Origin of the sequence: Pseudofrankia sp. EUN1h (assembly GCF_001854645.1) — a bacterium.
Taxonomy (GTDB): Bacteria; Actinomycetota; Actinomycetes; order Frankiales; family Frankiaceae; genus Pseudofrankia; species Pseudofrankia saprophytica.
In genome coordinates this window covers 18,912-36,357 of record NZ_MBLN01000061.1, presented here as the reverse complement: position 1 = coordinate 36,357, position 17,446 = coordinate 18,912, and the positions used below count along the sequence as shown (strand labels likewise).

The window sequence follows — 17,446 nt, the reverse complement described above, 5'->3', positions numbered from 1 at the left end:
TCCGTTATTCGGTTGATAGGCCACTCAACCGCCCGGCCCACCCGGCGGACCGGGCCGCCCCGCACGGCGTCCCGAACCCGCCCGCGCAGGCCAAGGAACTCGGCGCGGTCATCGAGAAGACGGCCCAGATCTGAAAAACGCATCGGCCGATCGGCAAGAAGTGAGGTAGGACACAGCGGGTGCCACACCGCCTGGACACCGGCGCGCCGCCCACGCCCCAAACAGTCGTGGATGGCGGCGCGATGGTCACTGGAGCTGTCCACCGGCTTTGGGTCCAGAAAACCGGCGGCTCCTGGCGGCCCCAGACCCCCGGGGCCGGGTGGGGCTGGCCCTACCTCGGCGGCGGTCAGCCATCGCGCGGGCGAGCCGCGCGATGCCGGTCGCCATCCGCCGCCGGGCCGGTTCGTGGTGAGGTCATGGTGACCAGCCTGCTGCCTGGCGTGGCTGGCGTCGTCAGCCCGACGGCGGCATCGACGTACGTCCGCGCGCGTACGAACCGCTACGCCAGCACTCCGGCCGCGCCGAGCGGGCACGGGGTGCGAACCGGACACGAACGGATCGCCTACGCTACCGATGCTCTCGGCATCTCCACCGATCCGCCGCCCGGTGCTCGACGCCCGGCGCCCGGCGCCGCTGGACGCGGCTTTCACCGATCCGCCGCCGTGCCGCGGCGACGCGCGGGCGGGCCCGGCCCGATCGGCGGGGAGGGCTCGGACCGGCGGGAAGGGGGGACATGCTCGTCCTGCATACGTCCGACTGGCATCTCGGGCGCGGCCTGCACGGGTATGACCTCGGCGCCGCGCAGGCCGCGTTCGTCGACCACCTCGTGGACGTGGCCCGCGCCGAGCGCGTCGGCCTCGTCGTGGTCGCGGGCGACGTGCACGACCGGGCGATCCCACCGTTGAGCGCGCTGCGCCTGTTCGACGAGGCGCTGTCCCGGCTGCGCGACACCGGCGCCCGCGTGGTGGTCATCAGCGGCAACCACGACGCGCCCGCGCGCCTGGGTGACAAGGCCGGGCTGCTCGACCCTCGCGTCCGCATCCGCACCGACCCCGCCGAGCTCGCGACGCCCGTCGTGGTCGAGGACCGGTTCGGCCCAGTGCGGGTGTACCCGATCCCCTACCTGGAGCCCGCCGCCGTCGCCGACCTCCTTCCCGAGGTCGCCCTTCCCGAGGTCGACGCCCCAGGCGACGGACCAGCCGGCCAGGGCGCCGATGCTGACACCGCCGGCCACGGCACCGGCCCGGACGCCGGCCTCAGTGCTCTGGCGAACGAGCGGGGTGGCTACCGGGCCTCGACCGGTGACGCCGCGGGGGTCCCGGCCGGACTGGCGCCCCTGGCGGTCGCCGAGGGGCCGGCCGAACCGCCCTTCCCGGGCATGGTCTCGCTCTTCGACGACGACGAGCTGGCGCCTAGCCTCATACCCGCTCCGGCGCGCCGCCCGGCCGCCGCCGGCCGGGGCCGCCGGGCGGCGCCGCTGTCCCACGCGGCGACGATGCGCCGGGCGATGGCCGCCGTCCGGGCCGACCTGGCCGGCCATCCCGGCGCCAGATCGGTCGTCGTCGCGCACGCCTGGGTCACCGGCGCCGCCGGCAGCGACAGCGAGCGCGACATCAGTGTCGGCGGCATCGCGCACGTCCCGGCGTCGCTGTTCGACGGCATCACCTACACCGCGCTCGGCCACCTGCACCGGCCGCAGCGAGTCCAGGACAGGGAGCAGGTGCGCTACAGCGGCTCACCGCTGGCGTACTCGTTCTCCGAGGCCGGTGACGCGAAGGCCACGCTGCTCGCCGAGCTCGGCCCGGCCGGCCTGACCAGGGTGGAGGCGATCCCCGTCCCGACGCGACGGCGGATGACGATCCTTCGCGGCCGGCTCGCGGACCTGCTCACCCGGCTGGAGTACGGCGAGCACGCCGACGACTTCATCGCCGCGGTGCTCACCGACCAGGCCCGCCCGATGGACGCGATGACGGCGCTGCGCGAGCGTTTCCCGCGCACCCTGGTCCTGCGCCACGAACCGGAGGACGCCGACGCCGCCGACACCGGCTCGTTCGCGCGGCGCACCCGTGGCCGCGACGACCTCGACGTCGCCGCCGACTTCGTCGGCTTCGCCCGCGGCACCTCAGCGACCGAGGCCGAACGCGAGCTGCTCGCCACCGCGCTCACCGAGGCCCGGCTCGCGGCCATGGCGGCGGAGGCCGGCTGATGCGCCCGCATCGCCTCGAGCTGACCGCGTTCGGCGCCTTTCCCGGCGTCGTGGAGCTCGACCTCGACCAGCTGGGCGCGGGCGGCCTGGTGCTGCTGTGTGGCGAGACGGGCGGCGGGAAGACGACGCTGCTCGACGCGCTCGGCTTCGCGCTCTACGGCGCCGTCCCCGGCCTGCGCGGCGTGCGCGACCTGCGCTCCCACCACGCTGCCGCGGACGCGGCCCCGCGGGTGCGGCTGGAGTACTCGGTGCCGGCCGGGCGTTTCCGCGTCACCCGCTCCCCCGGGTGGGACCGGCCGAAGCGCCGCGGCACCGGCACGCAGCGGGAGCACCCGAAGGCGACGTTGGAGAAGTGGACCGGATCAGGCTGGCGGACCGAGGCCACGCGTAACGACGACGTCGGCCTGGAGATCAGCCTGCACCTCGGGATGAAGCCCGAACAGTTCTTCCAGGTGGTCATGCTCCCCCAGGGCCGGTTCGCCGACTTCCTGCACGCCGACAACGACGCCCGCGAGGCGCTGCTCAAGCAGCTGTTCAGCGTCGGCCTGTTCGAGCGGGTCGAACAGTGGCTCGCTGACCGCGCCAAGCGCGCAACCGACGACTACAACGTCGCCCGCCAGTCCCTCGACCGCGTCCACGCGAAGATCATCGAAGCCGCCGGCCTGGAGGGCCACCCGGACGACGATCGGCCGAAGGACAGCCTGCCGGCCGACGAGTGGCGGGACGACGCGACGCCGGGCGGCACCGATGAACGGTCAGGGCCCGGCTGGGTGGCGTCCCTCGCCGAGGCCGCCCGTGCCGGGCAGATATCCGCCGCCGCGCGCCGCGACGCCGCCGCGCGGGCCCGCGAGCTCGCCGACCACCAGCTGGCCACGACCCGTGAGGCGGCGCGGCGAGCCGAGGATCGGACCCTCCTGCGCACCCGGCTCCTCCAGCTCGACGAGCTCGCACCTGAGATCAGCTCCCTCGCCGCGGAACTGGACGCGGCGGGCCGGGCCGGTGCGGTCAGCCGGGCCGTCGCCGACGCGGCCGGGCGGGCCGACGAGGCCGGCCGAGCCACCCGAGACGAGGCCGCGGCCCGCGCCGCGCTCGACGCCGCCGCCGTGCCGTCCCTTGACGTGACCCCCGAGCCGGCCGGGCAGCTGCGCGCCAGCCCCGACGCGGACGCGGACGGGCTGGGCTGGCTCGCCGCGCATGCGCATACCGAGTCAGGCAGGCTTGAGGTGCTGGCGCTCGCGCTCACCACCGCCGACGAGGCCGAGCGGGAGGTGGCGGCGGCCGACCGGGACGCCCTCATCCACGCCCAGGCCGCCGAGGTCCGCGTCACCGAGATCGAGACGACGTTCCCCGCCGTCCGCCAGACCGCGCAGGCCCGCGTCGAACGGGCCAGGCAGGCGGCGCGGATCGCCCCGGCGCTCGCGGAGCGCGCTGACCAGCTGGCCGACCTCGCCGACGCCGTCCGCGCCCGGCAGGCGGCGCTTCTCGCCGCGGGCGACACCCAGGCCGTCGCGGTCCGCGCCCGCGCCCGCGCGGCCGAGCTGCGCCAGCAGCGGTTCGACGCGATCACCGCCGAGCTGGCCGCCGCCCTCGCCGACGACGCCCCCTGCCCGGTGTGCGGCTCGCTCGCCCACCCCGACCCGGCCGAGGTCCGCGCCGACCACGTCAACAAGGACGACGAACGGGCCGCCGACGAGGACGCCTCGCGGCGCGAGGCCGCGGCGCGGGATGCGCAGGGACGCGTCGCCGGGCTGACGGGGCAGGTGCGCACTCTGCGCGCGACGCTGCTGCGCGCCCCGGAGGCGCTGCGCGCCGACGAGCCGGCCGCCGCGGGCGCGGACGCGGGCGCGGGCGCGGTCCAGGAACTGCTGGGCGAGCTGCGCGGCACCCTGCTCGACGAGGCGGTGCTGCTCGCGGGACCGGCCGACGGCGCCGACACCGCGGCCTACCCGGCCGGCCTTTCCGCCGGGGACGGCCCGGGGCCGGCCGAGGGCAGTGCCGCCGAGCTGGCGGCGGTCGCGCGCGCGTTCGCGGCGTCCGCGGCCGATGCGGCCACGACGGCGGGCGACCTTGCCGGCGCGGAGGCGGAGCTCGCCGAACTCGCGCGCGCCGAGACCGCCGCGCACGCGGACCTCGCGACCCATCGCTCCGAGGAACGCCAGGCCGGGCTGCGCGCCGCGGCGGCCCGCGACCGGGCCGCCAGGGCGCTGGCGAAGGTTCCGGACCCGCTGCGCGACCGCGCCCGGCTCGCGCAGCGAGTCGACGCCGTGGCGGCGTTCGCCGGCAGGTGCGAGGCGGCGCGGGAGGCCGTGCTCACGGCCGCCCGGGCGGCGGGTGAAGCCCGGCGGGCCGAGGCCGCGGCGACCGCCGCCGCGACGGAGGCCGGCTTCGCCGGCCCGGCGGATGCCCTGGCCGCCGTCCGTGACACCACCTGGCTGGCCGATGCCCAGGCGCGCATCCAGGCTCACCGGGAGGAACGAGTCAAGGTCCAGTCCCGCCTGGAGGCGCCGGAGCTGGCCGGGATCACCGACGACGCGCCGATCCCGCTGGAACAGCACGAGCGCGCCGCCCAGGAGGCGAGGACGGCGCACGAGGACGCGCTGGCGGCCGTGGCGACCGCGACCGAGCGGTCCCGCCGGCTCGCGGCGCTGGTCGAGGAGTACGCCGGCGCGTACGCGGAGTTGGCGCCGCGCAGGACCACGGCGGACCAGCTGCGCGCGCTCGCCGAGCTTGCCACCGGGCGCGGGGGCAACCTGCACGGCATGCCGCTGTCGAGCTACGTGCTGGCCGCTCGGCTGGAGGAGGTCGCGCAGGCGGCGAGCCGGCGGCTGTCGGTGATGAGCGGCGGGCGCTACACCCTCGTCCACGACGCCGGCGAGCGCCGCGACCGGCGGCGACGGGCCGGCCTCGGCCTGCTCGTCGAGGACGCCTGGACCGGCCGCTCCCGCCCGACGGCGACCCTGTCCGGCGGCGAGACCTTCCAGGCCGCGCTGTCGCTGGCGCTGGGGCTCGCCGACGTAGTCAGCGCCGAGTCCGGCGGCCACGCCATCGACGCGCTGTTCATCGACGAGGGCTTCGGCACCCTCGACCCCGACAGCCTCGACGAGGTCATGAACGTCCTCGACGAGCTCCGCTCCGGCGGCCGCCTGGTAGGTGTCGTCAGCCACGTGGCCGACCTCCGCCTCCGCATCCCCACCCAGATCCAGGTCCACAAGGGCCCAAACGGCAGCACCGTCGACACGACCACCTGACCGGCGGTCGGCAGCTGCTGTCGCGGTCGCCAACGTCTGCCCCGGCCTTGATCGTCGCCGACGTGTTGTCAGGGTCGTGATCTGGCCGCATCCGCGACGACGACAACACGTACGCGGTGATCACGTGGGGCGAAGGATGTCCGCAACGGCATCTACCAGTCGTCAGGCTTTCGGATCGCGCGGCCATCAGCGTCGCGGAGGATCGCTGGAAACTGGCATCGGGCCAACGTCGAGGGTCTCAGTTGCCGAAATAGGTTCCACGAAGCGCTCTACTCCGCCGCGCCGCTGGACGAGGATTCACTTCTGCTAGGCTAGCTACACCCCCCAGGGATCTAGGTCGCTGGGTCGAGGCCCGCTTCGGCGGGCCTCTGTTTTTTTGTCCTGATCCGAGGTTGGCAAGGCCCGCTTCGGCGGCCCTCGTTTTGTGCGGCCAGTCAGCGGGTGCGCAGGAGGAGGACCAGGTCGTCGCGGTGGACGACCTCGCGTTCGTAGCTGGGCCCGAGGTCCGCGGCCAGCTCGGCGGTGCCGCGGCCGAGCATGCTGGGCAGCTCCGCGGCGTCGAAGGCGACGAGGCCGCGCGCCACCGGGTGGCCGGACGGGTCGACGAGGTCGACCGGGTCGCCGGCGGAGAAGTCGCCGTCGACGGCGGTCAGGCCGGCGGGCAACAGCGACGCCCGGCGGTCGACGACCGCGGCGACCGCGCCGACGTCGAGGTGCAGCCGGCCCTGGGGAGCGGTCGCGTGCTGTAGCCAGAGCAGCCGGGACGCTCGGCGCGGGCCGGTCGGGTGGAAGACCGTGCCGACCTCCTCACCGGTCAGCGCGGCCGCGGCGAGCGCCGCCGACGTGACGATCGTGGTCACCCCGCCGGACGCGGCCATCCGGGCCGCGCCGATCTTCGTCGCCATCCCGCCGGTGCCGACACCGGCCGCGCCGGCGCCCTTGACGGACAGGCCCGCCAGATCGGTGTCCGACCGCACGTCACGCACCAGGTTCGCCGGCCCCAGCCGCGGGTTCGCGTCGTAGACCCCGTCCACGTCGGACAACAGCACCAGCAGGTCGGCGGAGACGAGATGGGAGACGATCGCGGCGAGGCGGTCGTTGTCGCCGAAGCGGATCTCCTGGGTGGCCACGGCGTCGTTCTCGTTGATGATCGGGACGATGCCGAGTTCGAGCAGCCGGTCGAGCGCGGTGCGGGCGTTGCGGTAATGAGTACGCCGGATGACGTCGGTCGCGGTGAGCAGCACCTGGCCGACCTGGTGACCCGAACGCCGGAACGCCTCCGCGTACTGGTGCACCAGCGCGCTCTGCCCGACGCTCGCCGCGGCCTGCAGGGTGGCGAGGTCGCGCGGCCGGCGCGCGAGCCCCAGCGGGGCGAGCCCGGCGGCGATCGCGCCGGAGCTCACCAGCACCAGCCGGCGCCCGGCGAGCGGGCGTACCGCCGCGACGAGCGCCTCGAGCCGGTCCGCGTCCAGCCCGCCGGCGGCGGTCGTCAGCGACGACGACCCGACCTTGACGACGACCCGTTGCGCGTGCTCAACGAACGAACGCACGCCTACCCCTCGTCCCCCGCCCCGCCAGACCGGCCGCCGGCCGCGTCCTCGTGGTTCCTGCCTTCGTCGTCCCTGTCTTCGCCGTCCGCATCCTCGTCGTCGCGCTCCTGGTCGTCGCCGCTCCAGGCGGCGTCGTCCCAGCCCGCGTCCCGCTCGCCTGCGCGGGTGACCACACCGTCCTCGTCGACGACGACGCCGCCCAGGGCGTCCTCGAACACGGACTCCACCTCGTCCACGTCGGTCAGCCGCCGGGCCGCGCGGGCGAGCCGCTCGCCGCGGGTCAGCCGGACCGAGGTGCGCAGCCGGTCGTCGCTGCCGCGCGGGCCGAGCAGCTGCTCGGCCGAGCGCCCGCGGCCGGCGGTGCCACCGATGGTCGCCACCGCGCCGGTCTCCTCGTCGGCGCGAGCCGCCGCGTAGCCGGCGAGGGCGCCGCGACCGGACAGCGTCGGTTCCCAGTCGAACGTGACATCGCCGATCGTGACCTCGGCCCCCGGCTCCGCGCCGAGCCGGGCGAGCTCGGCCTCGACGCCGAGCCGGCTGAGCCGGTCGGCGAGGAAGCCGATCGCCTCGTCGTTGGTGAAGTCGGTCTGGCGGATCCAGCGCAGCGGCTTCGCGCCGGTGACGACGAATCCGTCACCGACGGCGCGCACGGCGAAGTCGGGCTCGTCGACCGCGCGGGGGCGCAGCACGATCCGCGTCGCCGACGCCACCGGCGACGCGCGGCGATGCTCGGCGACCATCCCGGCGAGGTACAGCGACAGCTGCCGCACGCCCTCCCGGGTCGCGCTGCTGATCGAGAAGACCTCGAGGCCGCGGGCCCGCAGGTCGGCGGTGACCATCTCGGCGAGGTCCCGGGCGTCCGGGACATCGATCTTGTTGAGGACGACGATCCGCGGTCTGCCAGCGAGATCGGCCGAGTAGGAGGCCAGTTCCGCCTCGATCACGTCGAGGTCGGAGAGTGGGTCGCGGTCGGACTCCAGCGTCGCGCAGTCCAGGACGTGCACGATCACCGAGCAGCGCTCGATGTGGCGGAGGAACTCCAGCCCCAGCCCGCGACCCTGGCTAGCGCCTGGGATCAGGCCGGGTACGTCCGCGACGGTGTAGGGCGGCAGGTCGCCCGCCTGGGCGACGCCGAGGTTCGGCACCAGCGTCGTGAACGGATAGTCGGCGATCTTCGGCTTGGCGGCGCTCAGCACCGAGACCAGCGACGACTTGCCGGCGCTCGGGTAACCGACGAGCGCGACGTCGGCTACCGACTTCAGCTCCAGGACGGCGTCGAGGCTCTCACCCGGCTCGCCCAGCTCCGCGAACCCCGGGGCCTTGCGCCGGGCGGACGCGAGCGCCGCGTTGCCTCGCCCGCCGCGCCCGCCGTGGGCCAGCACGTACACACTGCCGGCGCCGACCAGGTCGACGATCTCCTCGCCGTCCGGGGTGAGCACGACGGTGCCGTCGGGGACGGGGAGCACGAGGTCCTCGCCGTCGGCGCCGCTCTTGTTCGAACCCTGCCCCGGCCGGCCGCTGGTGGCGCGGCGGTGCGGGTGGAAGTGGAAGTCGAGCAGAGTCGTCACGCTGGCGTCGACGACCAGCCTGACGTCGCCGCCCCGGCCGCCGTTGCCGCCGTCGGGACCGCCGAGCGGCTTGTACTTCTCTCGGTGGATCGACGCGCAGCCATGCCCGCCGTCCCCGGCACCGGCGTGCAGAATCACCCGGTCGACGAACGTGGGCACTGTCCCGAGCCTTTCGATCGCTTCGCGCTACCTACGGAATACGCGCTACCTACAGATGTTGCCTGAGTGTCATCGCGCCCGCGGTGTTCTCGTGAACCGCGAACATGCCGAAGGCCGCGCCGGGCATCTGGCCAGCCCGGCGCGGCTTCTGCGTAAACCCGCGCCACGACCCTGGTAAGTCGGGCGAAGCCCGACATCGGGGGTCCGGGGGTCGCCCCCCGGAGCAGACATCCTGATCTGGTCACCCGGGAAGCCGACCGAAGGTCGGCGACAAGGGTGACCCGACCAGGTCAGCCCGCGTCAGGCCGCGGCGGCTGTCTCCAGGGCGACGATGTTGATGACGCGGCGACCGCGGCGAGTGCCGAACTGGACGTGGCCCTCGGCCAGGGCGAACAGCGTGTCGTCCTTGCCCCGACCGACGAGCGCGCCCGGGTGGAAGTGGGTGCCGCGCTGGCGGACGAGGATCTCGCCGGCCTTCACGTACTGGCCACCGAACCGCTTCACGCCCAGCCGCTGGGCGTTGGAGTCACGACCGTTGCGCGAGGAGCTCGCGCCCTTCTTGTGCGCCATCTCGATCAGGCCTCTTTGGTCTCGATGCCGGTGACCTTCAGCCGGGTGAACTTCTGGCGATGACCCTGCCGCTTGTGGTAACCGGTCTTGTTCTTGAACTTGTGGATCCGGATCTTCGGACCCTTGACGACGCCGACGACCTCGGCGGTCACCGCGACGGACGCGAGCGCGTCCTTGTCGGTGGTGACCGACTCACCGTCGATGAGCAGCAGCGCCGGAAGGTTCACGGCCACGCCCGGCTCACCGGGGAGAAGCTCGACGTCAACCACATCGCCGACGGCGACCCTGTGCTGCTTGCCGCCGCTGGCAACGACCGCGTACACCAGTTCTCCCTGCTCCTGGGGCCCACGCGCACCTCGAAAGCCGCCGCGCGAGCTCATCTCCTCAGGTGCCCAGTGCCCGTGCGCTCCGGCCACACCGGTCGCGCAACCACCCCGGATCTCCCAAACGGAGTCACCCTGGGGGCCCGCGCGACGCTCAGTCGATCTTGTTGAGCTGGCCAAAGCCCGTCCGGAGTGGGCACCAAACCTACCCCGTGTCGCTCCACCCTACAGGCCCAATGGCGAAAGGTGCTGACCGGCACCGCCTCATCCACGCCGGTTGCCCGCGCGGCGTCCCGGCCGGCGCGCGGCGTCCGCCCAACATCAGGCTCGGTACCGCCTCAATACCGGCCGCTCTCCGCTGGTAGCCAGTCCGGATGGGTACACGAGGCCGGCGCGGGCGGGTGGCCCCGTGCCTAGGGCGGGATCACGGGCGGGTGATCCGGACGTGTCATGGTCACCACCCCGGCCGCCGAGGAACGATGGTTTCGGCGACGGAGACGTCCGGCGGGGGCGGGAAGGGCGGCCGGGGGATGACCGAGATGGAGTGGGAGACGGCGACCTGGGTGGCCGGCGCAGTCGCGCTGGTCGCTCTCCTGGCGGTGCCGGTGGCCTGCTGGGCGACGCTGCACGGACGGGCGCTGACGGTGCGCCTGGCGGCGGCGACCGCCGCCGCGCGTCGCAACGAGGCGGCCGCGCGCCTGGGTGACCAGGACGATCTGGTGCAGACGCTCGTCGTCGCGACCTACGCGCTGCAGCTCGGCGACCACGACAAGGCCAGGGACGCGGTGGACGGCGCGCTGCGCCGTTCACGGGTGGCCCTGGACCAGTTGCTCGTCGAAGCCGGCCGCTGCGCGCTCGCCGGCCACGACCGTGACCGGACGCCTCCGGACGGGACGGCCGGCGATGCTCGGGACACCCGCGCTGCCGCCGGCCACGACGAGCCGCTCATCCGCCAGCGGCCGGCGCGGCCGGACGCACCGATCCCCACCGGCCACCCCCGCCACGCCGCCTAGTCCCGTTCAGCGCCAGTCGGTTGACTGGCGCTGAACGCTGGCCCTACTCGGCGGAGGCGCTGGCCTCCACGGACTCCGTCGGCTTCGCCACCGGGCGGGATGCCCGCCGCGGCCGACGGCCACGGCCGCCCGCCGAGCCCGCGTCGACGGAGGCGCTGTCCGGATCGGCCGAGTTGGCGAACACGGTCGGCCCCCCCGGCGCGGCGTGCTCCGCATCCTCGGTGGCGCCGGTGGGCGCGCCGCCGTTCTGGTGGCCCTGGGGGTAGGCCGCCGCGCCGTTCACCGGCCAGCCGGTGCCAGCCGGTTCACCGACGGATGCCTGGCGGGCCTGGTCGTCGCCGGTCGCGATGGCGACCGGCCAGCCGGTGCCGGCCGCGGCCGGCACCGGCTGGGCCGACGTGCTCTGGGCCGGCTTCGGCTCCGCCTGCTGGGCGGCCGTCGGCGCCGGTGGGACCACGTCCGCGGAGATGACCTGGCTCGTCGCCCGGCGGGCCCGCCGGGACCGGCGGCCGCCTTCCCGCGAGGCGCCGGCCTCGGCGCCTCCCGTGGTCTCGACCGCGGCCTCGCCTGGCCCGGCGACCCCGCTGTGGCCGTCGGGGAGACCAGCGGCCTCGGGGATCTCCAGGTCGCTCTCAGCCACGCCTGGCTGCTCGCCGTCCCCGAGGGTCGCGGCCGCGAGCGCGGGGATGGCGCCGCGCCGGCCGGCGCGCCGGAGCGGGGGMACCGGGATGGGCGTGGGCGGCGGCGTCTGGTGGCCGTCCAGGTGGATGAGCACACCACGCCCGTTGCAGTGCGCGCAGGGTTCGCTGTACGCCTCCAGCAGGCCCTGGCCGACCCGCTTGCGGGTCATCTGGACCAGGCCGAGGCTGGTCACCTCGGCGACCTGGTGGCGAGTGCGGTCCCGGCCGAGGCACTCGGTGAGCCGGCGCAGCACCAGCTCGCGGTTGCTCTCCAGGACCATGTCGATGAAGTCGATGACGATGATCCCGCCGATGTCGCGCAGCCGCAACTGACGGACGATCTCCTCCGCGGCCTCGAGGTTGTTCTTGGTGACGGTCTCCTCGAGGTTGCCGCCCTTGCCGGTGAACTTGCCGGTGTTGACGTCGACGACCGTCATGGCCTCGGTCCGGTCGATCACCAGCGAGCCACCGGAGGGCAGCCACACCTTGCGGTCCAGTGCCTTGGCCAGCTGCTCGTCGACGCGGTACTCGGTGAACAGGTCGATCGTCCCGACGTGCCGGCGGACCCGGGGACGCAGGTCCGGCGCGACCATGTCGACGTAGTTCTCGATGGTCTCGGCCTCGCCCGAGCCCTGCACCAGCAGCTCGGTGAAGTCCTCGTTGAAGATGTCGCGGATCACCCGGACGACCAGGTCCGGCTCGCCGTACAGCAGCGCCGGGGCACTGGCCTTCTGCGCCTTGCGGGCGATGTCCTCCCACTGGGCCGCGAGGCGTTCGATGTCCCGCTCGAGCTCCTGCTCGCTCGCGCCCTCGGCGGCCGTCCGCACGATCACGCCGCCGTCCTCGGGGGTGATCTTCTTGAGGATGCTCTTGAGACGGGACCGCTCGGTGTCCGGCAGTTTGCGGCTGATACCGGCGCTCTGCCCGTCCGGCACGTAGACCAGGTAGCGGCCCGGCAGGCTGATCTGGCTGGTCAGCCGAGCGCCCTTGTGCCCGATCGGGTCCTTGGAGACCTGGACGAGCACGGACTGGCCCGGCTTGAGCGCCTGCTCGATCTTGCGCGGCCGGCCCTCCAGCCCCGAGGCGTCGTAGTTCACCTCGCCGGCGTAGAGGACGGCGTTGCGGCCCTTGCCGATGTCGACGAACGCCGCCTCCATGCTGGCCAGCACGTTCTGCACCCGGCCGAGGTAGACGTTGCCCGCGTACGAGGCGGAGCTGGCCCTGGTGACGAAGTGCTCGACGAGGACGCCGTCCTCGAGCACGGCGATCTGGGTGCGGTCGCCGGCGTTGCGCACGAGCATCCGGCGCTCGACCGACTCACGACGGGCGAGGAACTCCGACTCGGTGACGATCGGCGGTCGGCGCCGGCCGATGTCACGGCCCTCCCGGCGCCGCTGCCGCTTCGCCTCGAGCCTGGTCGACCCGCTGACCCCGCGGACGAGGTCGTCGTCGCGGCGCGTCTCACGGACGTGGACGACCGTGTTCGGCGGGTCGTCCGGAGACGACGAGGTCTCCTCCCCGCCGGGTGAGGCCCGGCGCCGCCGGCGCCGACGGCGGCGTGAGCCGGGCCGCCCGTCGTCGTCCTCGTCCTCGTCGCCCGTGTCGGCGGCGAGCTGCTCGTCGGCCTCGTCGTCCTCGGCCTCGTCGTCGTCCTCGGCGGCGGGCTGCCCCGCGTCGCCCTCACCGGCCTCGGCGGTGGCCGCCTCGGTGGTGTCGAAGCCGTCCTCGTCGCCACGCGCCCGGCCCCGGCCACGCCGGCCGCGCCGGCGGCGGCGGGTGCCGGCCAGGTCGGCGTCCTCCAGGCCCGCCTCAGCGTCGGCGGCCTCGGGCTCCTGGGTCTCCCCGGTCTCGAGCACGGCAAGCTCGACGAGCTCGTCGCCGGCCTCCGTGGCCTCCTCGGTCTCCCGGACGGCCACCTCCGGCGCCGCCCGGTCAGGGCGCTGCTCCCCGTCGCGGGGACGGTCACGATCCCGGTCGCGATCACGGTCGCGTTCGCGGCCACGGGGGGCCGGCGGCTCGTGGGCGGCCAGGTCGGGTGCCTGGAAGGTCACCGCGGTCACCGGGCGGCGGGCCACGCGCGGCGTGGACTCCTGGGTGTCGAATCCCGCCGAGAAGGTCGACCCGGCACTCCACCGCGGAGCGGCCGACCGGCCGCCTCCGCCCGTCCGTGCCGGTGCCTCGGCGGTCGGTGTCTCGACGGCGGGTGCCTCCGCCGCGGGTGCCTCCGCGGCAGGTGCCTGCGTGGCGGGTACATCGGTCTGGGCCGACGGCTCAGCCTCGGCCACCTCGCCGGCCGCGGGCTCCTCGGTGGCGCGGGTGCGCCGGCTGGCGGCGCGACGACGCGTCCTGGCCGCCGGGGCGGCCGGCTCGGCCTCGGCGGGCACCTCGGCCGCCGGCTCGGAGATCTCCGGCGTCTCGACGGGCTGGGCCACGGCCGCGGTCGGCTCGCCCACGGCGGGAGGAACGGCCCCGGTGGGCGTCCCGGCCGTTGGCGCCTGTGCCGTCTCGGCGGACGGTTCGGCCGGCGTGGACGCGCCGCGACGGGCGGCCCGGCTTCGGCGCCGTACCGGCGCCTCGACCGGGGTGGGCTCGACCTCGCCGGTCGCCTCGCCGGCAGCCGGCGCGCCGGCCTCGGCCGTCGACGGCTCAGCCGGCGCCGCGGCGACGGGAGCGGTGATCTCCGACTCGGGAAGCGGCGCGACGGGCGTGAGCACGGCCCGGACCGCGCGGCGTGCGCGCGACCGGCCGGGTGCCTTGGCTGGTGCCTCCTGGACCGCCGGGTCGGAGTCGACCGGCGGCGTATCGACCGGGGCGACGGCGACCGGCGCGACATCGACCTGCGTCGTGCTGGTTTCCGCCACGGCCTCGGTGGGCTCGCTCGCGGGCGCCGGCGGCTCGGCCTCACCGGCCGGGGCGGGTACGACCGCCCCGGCCGCCGGGTCGAGTTCGTCCTCGTCCGCGGATTCCATGTCGGTCACGGGTTCCGGGTCGGTCGTGGCCAGTACGGCCGGCGTGTCGGTCGAGTCCAGGTCGACCGGGGCCCCACTGGCGGTGGGTGGCTCCAGGCCGTCGGCAGGCTGCTCGAAGGGCAGCTCGACGGATGGCTCGCTGGGAGGACCGGCTGGTCGGCCGGCCGCGCGACGGCGTCGAGGCGAGAGGGCGGGCTGTTCCGCCGTCGTCGCTGTCTGGTTGTCGTCGCTGGGAATCTGAGTGTCGTCGGGCACGGGATATGAAGCCTCCGGGCTCCCGGGCGCGCTGCCTCAGGGCAGTCGCGGCCGCGCAGAAGCCACTGTCTCGTCCGGCGGACAAACCGCCGTAATCCTGCGACGCCCTGGCGTCAAGCTGTGAGTCGACCCGCCAACCGGCCCGTCTCGCTATGGTTCGGCACCCCGGTAGGGGCGACCAACGGGTCCGTCAGCGTCCCGCCCACACAGACCAGTCCCTGCTCGAGCCTGGTTGGCTCCGGCGGAACCGGGAACGTCAGCGGCGGAACGGCGACCACTCCGAGGGCAGTCAGCACGTCGTCTGGTCGCACAGCGGGCGTCGTATGCCGCACGACCACATCCAGTATCGCACAGTCGCGCGTCTCCGCACGGCAAACGCCGCAGATCACCGCTCGCCGCACGTCGACGAGGCCGCGGCCAGACTTGGTTTTGCGCTCGACCTCGAGACTTTCCCGAGCCAGCAGCGCGTCCAGCGCCCGGGCGACGTCGTCCGCCGGCACGCCCGGCAGGCGCACGCTCCAGCGGGACGCCTCGATCCGGTCTGCCAGTGGACCACCCTCCGCCGGCACGCAGGCGAGCAGGTCGAGCCCAGGCGGCAGGGCCGCGTCCAAGGCGACCCGCAGCGCCTCCGGGTCGACGTCCTCGACGAGCGCGAGCTCGACGTACTCGGCCTCGCTGGCCGCCCCGGTGGGCACCCCGTTGATCCACGAGACCCTCGGATGCGGGCTGAAGCCGGCCGAGAAGGCCATGGGCACGCGCGCGCGGCGCAGCCCACGCTCGAAGCTGCGCGCGATGTCGAGCTGGGAGAGGAACCGCAGCCGGCCCCGCTTGGCGAACCGCAGCCGCACCCGCGCGACCGGCGGTGGCGGCGGCGGGCCGTCAGGGCGCCGCGGCGGCACGGGCCTTCTCCTGCCCCGTCGCCGGCACCATCGCGGCCGGGGCCCCGGCCGGCGCGCGCGCGGGCAGCGGCGGCACCGGGGTCAGCGGCAGCAGCGTGCGGCGCGTCGGTCCGATCTCGATCTGTGAGCCCGTCGTCGGGCAGACGCCGCAGTCGTAGCAAGGTGTCCAGCGGCAGTCGTCGATCTCGACCGCGCCGCGCAGCGCGTCCTGCCAGTCCGACCACAGCCAGTCGCGGTCGAGGCCCGCGTCGAGGTGGTCCCAGGGCAGCACCTCGCGTTCGGGGCGCTCCCGGGTGGTGAACCAGTCCAGCGAGACGCCCAGCGGCTCGAGCTCGGCGGCCGCTGCGCGCTGCCAGCGCTCGAAGGAGAAGTGCTCGCTCCAGCCGTCGAAGCGCCCGCCCTCGCGCCACACCCGTTCGATCACCCGGCCCACCCGGCGGTCGCCACGCGAGAGCAGGCCCTCGACGATCCCCGGCCGGCCGTCGTGATAGCGGAACCCGACGGCACGGGAGATCTCCCGGTCGGCCCGGACGGTGTCCCGCAGCAGCTTGAGCCGTTGGTCGGTGACCTCCCAGGGCGCCTGCCCGACCCACTGGAACGGGGTGTGTGGCTTGGGCACGAACCCGCCGATGGAGACCGTGCAGCGGATGTCACGGTGCCCACTGGCCTTGCGACCAGCCTTGATCACCTCGCGGGCGAGCTTCGCGATGCCGAGCACGTCCTCGTCGGTCTCCGTCGGCAGGCCGCACATGAAGTAGAGCTTCACCTGTCGCCAGCCCTGCGCGTACGCGGTGCTGACGGTGCGGATCAGGTCCTCCTCGCTGACCATCTTGTTGATGACCTTGCGAAGACGCTCCGAACCGCCCTCGGGAGCGAAGGTGAGGCCGCTGCGACGGCCGTTGCGGGAGAACTCGTTGGCCAGAGTGACGTTGAACGCGTCGACCCGGGTCGACGGCAGCGACAACGACGTGTTCGTGCCCTCGTAGCGGTCGGCGAGTTGGGTCGCGAGCTCGCCGATCTCGCTGTGGTCGGCGCTCGACAGCGACAGCAGCCCCACCTCGGAGAATCCGGATGCCGACAGGCCGGCGTCGATCATCGCGCCGATCGTGTCGATCGAGCGCTCGCGAACCGGCCTGGTGATCATTCCGGCCTGGCAGAACCGGCAGCCACGGGTGCAGCCGCGGAAGATCTCCACGCTCATCCGCTCGTGCACGGTCTCCGCGAGCGGCACCAGCGGCGTCTTCGGGTACGGCCAGGAGTCCAGGTCGGACAGCGTGTGCTTGGCCGGGCGAGCGGGCACGTCGTCGCGGTTGGGGGTGACGGCGGCGATCGCGCCGTCGCTGCCGTAGGTGACGTCGAAGAACGCCGGCACGTACACGAGGCGACGCCGCGCAAGGCGGGCGAGCAGCTCCGTGCGGCCGCCGGGCGAGCCCGCGGCCTTGAACGCGCGGACCACGTCGGTGATGTCGAGGACGGCCTGTTCGCCGTCGCCGAGGACGACGGCGTCGACGAAGTCGGCGACGGGCTCCGGGTTGAACGCCGAGTGCCCGCCCGCGATCACCAGCGGGTGCCCGTCGCCGCGGTCGGCGGCGTGCAGCGGGATGCCGGCGAGGTCGAGCGCGGTCAGCAGGTTGGTGTAGCCGTGCTCGCTGGCGAAGCTGACGCCGAGGACGTCGAAGTCGCCGACCGGGCGGTGGGCGTCGACGGTGAACTGGGGCACGTCGTGCTCGCGAAGCAGCGCCTCCAGGTCCGGCAGCACCGCGTAGGCGCGCTCGGCGAGCACGTCCGGCTGCTCGTTGAGGACCTCGTAGAGGATCTGCAGGCCCTGGTTGGGCAGGCCGACCTCGTAGGCGTCCGGGTACATCAGGCACCAGCGGACGGCGGCGGACTCCCAGGGCTTGACGGTGGAGTTCCCCTCACCGCCGACGTACTGCACGGGCTTGCGGACCCTGGGCAGCAGCGGCTCCAGGCGGGGGAACAGCGACTGTCCGGCCATGGGTGCCAGC

The 17,446-nt window shown here is 74.5% G+C and carries 10 protein-coding genes; 3 read left to right on the top strand and 7 right to left on the bottom strand.

Translation table 11 applies throughout. The features are described 5' to 3' along the window. Positions 1–733: 733 nt before the first annotated feature. Together BCD49_RS21995 and BCD49_RS21990 are read left to right on the top strand one after the other, a co-directional pair. Positions 734–2,206, top strand: coding sequence for an exonuclease SbcCD subunit D (locus BCD49_RS21995; protein WP_071041844.1), 1,473 nt, complete (start codon positions 734–736; stop codon positions 2,204–2,206). Next, positions 2,206–5,454 (top strand): AAA family ATPase, encoded by a 3,249-nt coding sequence (locus BCD49_RS21990; RefSeq protein WP_027141038.1) that lies wholly within the window; start codon positions 2,206–2,208, stop codon positions 5,452–5,454. The genes BCD49_RS21995 and BCD49_RS21990 overlap by 1 nt, the downstream gene beginning before the upstream one ends. A 434-nt stretch (positions 5,455–5,888) precedes the next feature. Here the strand turns inward: BCD49_RS21990 and proB are convergent, their stop codons facing one another. From proB to rplU, 4 genes are all read right to left on the bottom strand, one after another. Further along, complete coding sequence (gene proB, locus BCD49_RS21985) at positions 5,889–7,004, bottom strand: glutamate 5-kinase (RefSeq protein WP_007517664.1); 1,116 nt, start codon at positions 7,002–7,004, stop codon at positions 5,889–5,891. A gap of 2 nt (positions 7,005–7,006) precedes the next feature. Next, entirely contained in the window at positions 7,007–8,731 is a 1,725-nt protein-coding gene (gene obgE, locus BCD49_RS21980; protein WP_007517666.1) for a GTPase ObgE, read from the bottom strand. Positions 8,732–9,031: 300 nt separating this feature from the next. Further along, positions 9,032–9,301: a 50S ribosomal protein L27 gene (rpmA, locus tag BCD49_RS21975; protein ID WP_007517668.1), complete on the bottom strand. Its 270-nt coding sequence runs from the start codon at positions 9,299–9,301 to the stop codon at positions 9,032–9,034. A gap of 5 nt (positions 9,302–9,306) precedes the next feature. Then, entirely contained in the window at positions 9,307–9,624 is a 318-nt protein-coding gene (gene rplU, locus BCD49_RS21970) for a 50S ribosomal protein L21 (RefSeq protein ID WP_007517669.1), read from the bottom strand. Between the two features lie 479 nt (positions 9,625–10,103). On the opposite strand from rplU, the gene BCD49_RS21965 reads away from it, so the two are divergent. Beyond that, positions 10,104–10,637: a hypothetical protein gene (locus BCD49_RS21965; protein ID WP_007517671.1), complete on the top strand. Its 534-nt coding sequence runs from the start codon at positions 10,104–10,106 to the stop codon at positions 10,635–10,637. A gap of 43 nt (positions 10,638–10,680) precedes the next feature. On the opposite strand, the gene BCD49_RS21960 is transcribed toward BCD49_RS21965, so the two are convergent. From BCD49_RS21960 to BCD49_RS21950, 3 genes are all read right to left on the bottom strand, one after another. Beyond that, on the bottom strand, positions 10,681–14,541 hold the full coding sequence (locus BCD49_RS21960) for a ribonuclease E/G (RefSeq protein ID WP_007517673.1): 3,861 nt from the start codon (positions 14,539–14,541) through the stop codon (positions 10,681–10,683). Positions 14,542–14,654: 113 nt separating this feature from the next. Then, positions 14,655–15,440: a TIGR03936 family radical SAM-associated protein gene (locus tag BCD49_RS21955; protein ID WP_007517675.1), complete on the bottom strand. Its 786-nt coding sequence runs from the start codon at positions 15,438–15,440 to the stop codon at positions 14,655–14,657. Beyond that, positions 15,421–17,436, bottom strand: a complete 2,016-nt coding sequence (locus BCD49_RS21950; protein WP_007517676.1) for a TIGR03960 family B12-binding radical SAM protein — start codon at positions 17,434–17,436, stop codon at positions 15,421–15,423. The genes BCD49_RS21955 and BCD49_RS21950 overlap by 20 nt, the downstream gene beginning before the upstream one ends. Positions 17,437–17,446 lie beyond the last annotated feature (10 nt).

Bases quoted from the DNA above. Each gene is read 5' to 3' on its own strand.
- BCD49_RS21995 (WP_071041844.1), top strand. From the start codon at position 734: ATGCTCGTCCTGCATACGTCCGACTGGCATCTCGGGCGCGGCCTGCAC.
- rpmA (WP_007517668.1), bottom strand. From the start codon at position 9,301: ATGGCGCACAAGAAGGGCGCGAGCTCCTCGCGCAACGGTCGTGACTCC.
- BCD49_RS21990 (WP_027141038.1), top strand. From the start codon at position 2,206: ATGCGCCCGCATCGCCTCGAGCTGACCGCGTTCGGCGCCTTTCCCGGC.
- BCD49_RS21965 (WP_007517671.1), top strand. From the start codon at position 10,104: ATGGTTTCGGCGACGGAGACGTCCGGCGGGGGCGGGAAGGGCGGCCGG.
- BCD49_RS21950 (WP_007517676.1), bottom strand. From the start codon at position 17,436: ATGGCCGGACAGTCGCTGTTCCCCCGCCTGGAGCCGCTGCTGCCCAGG.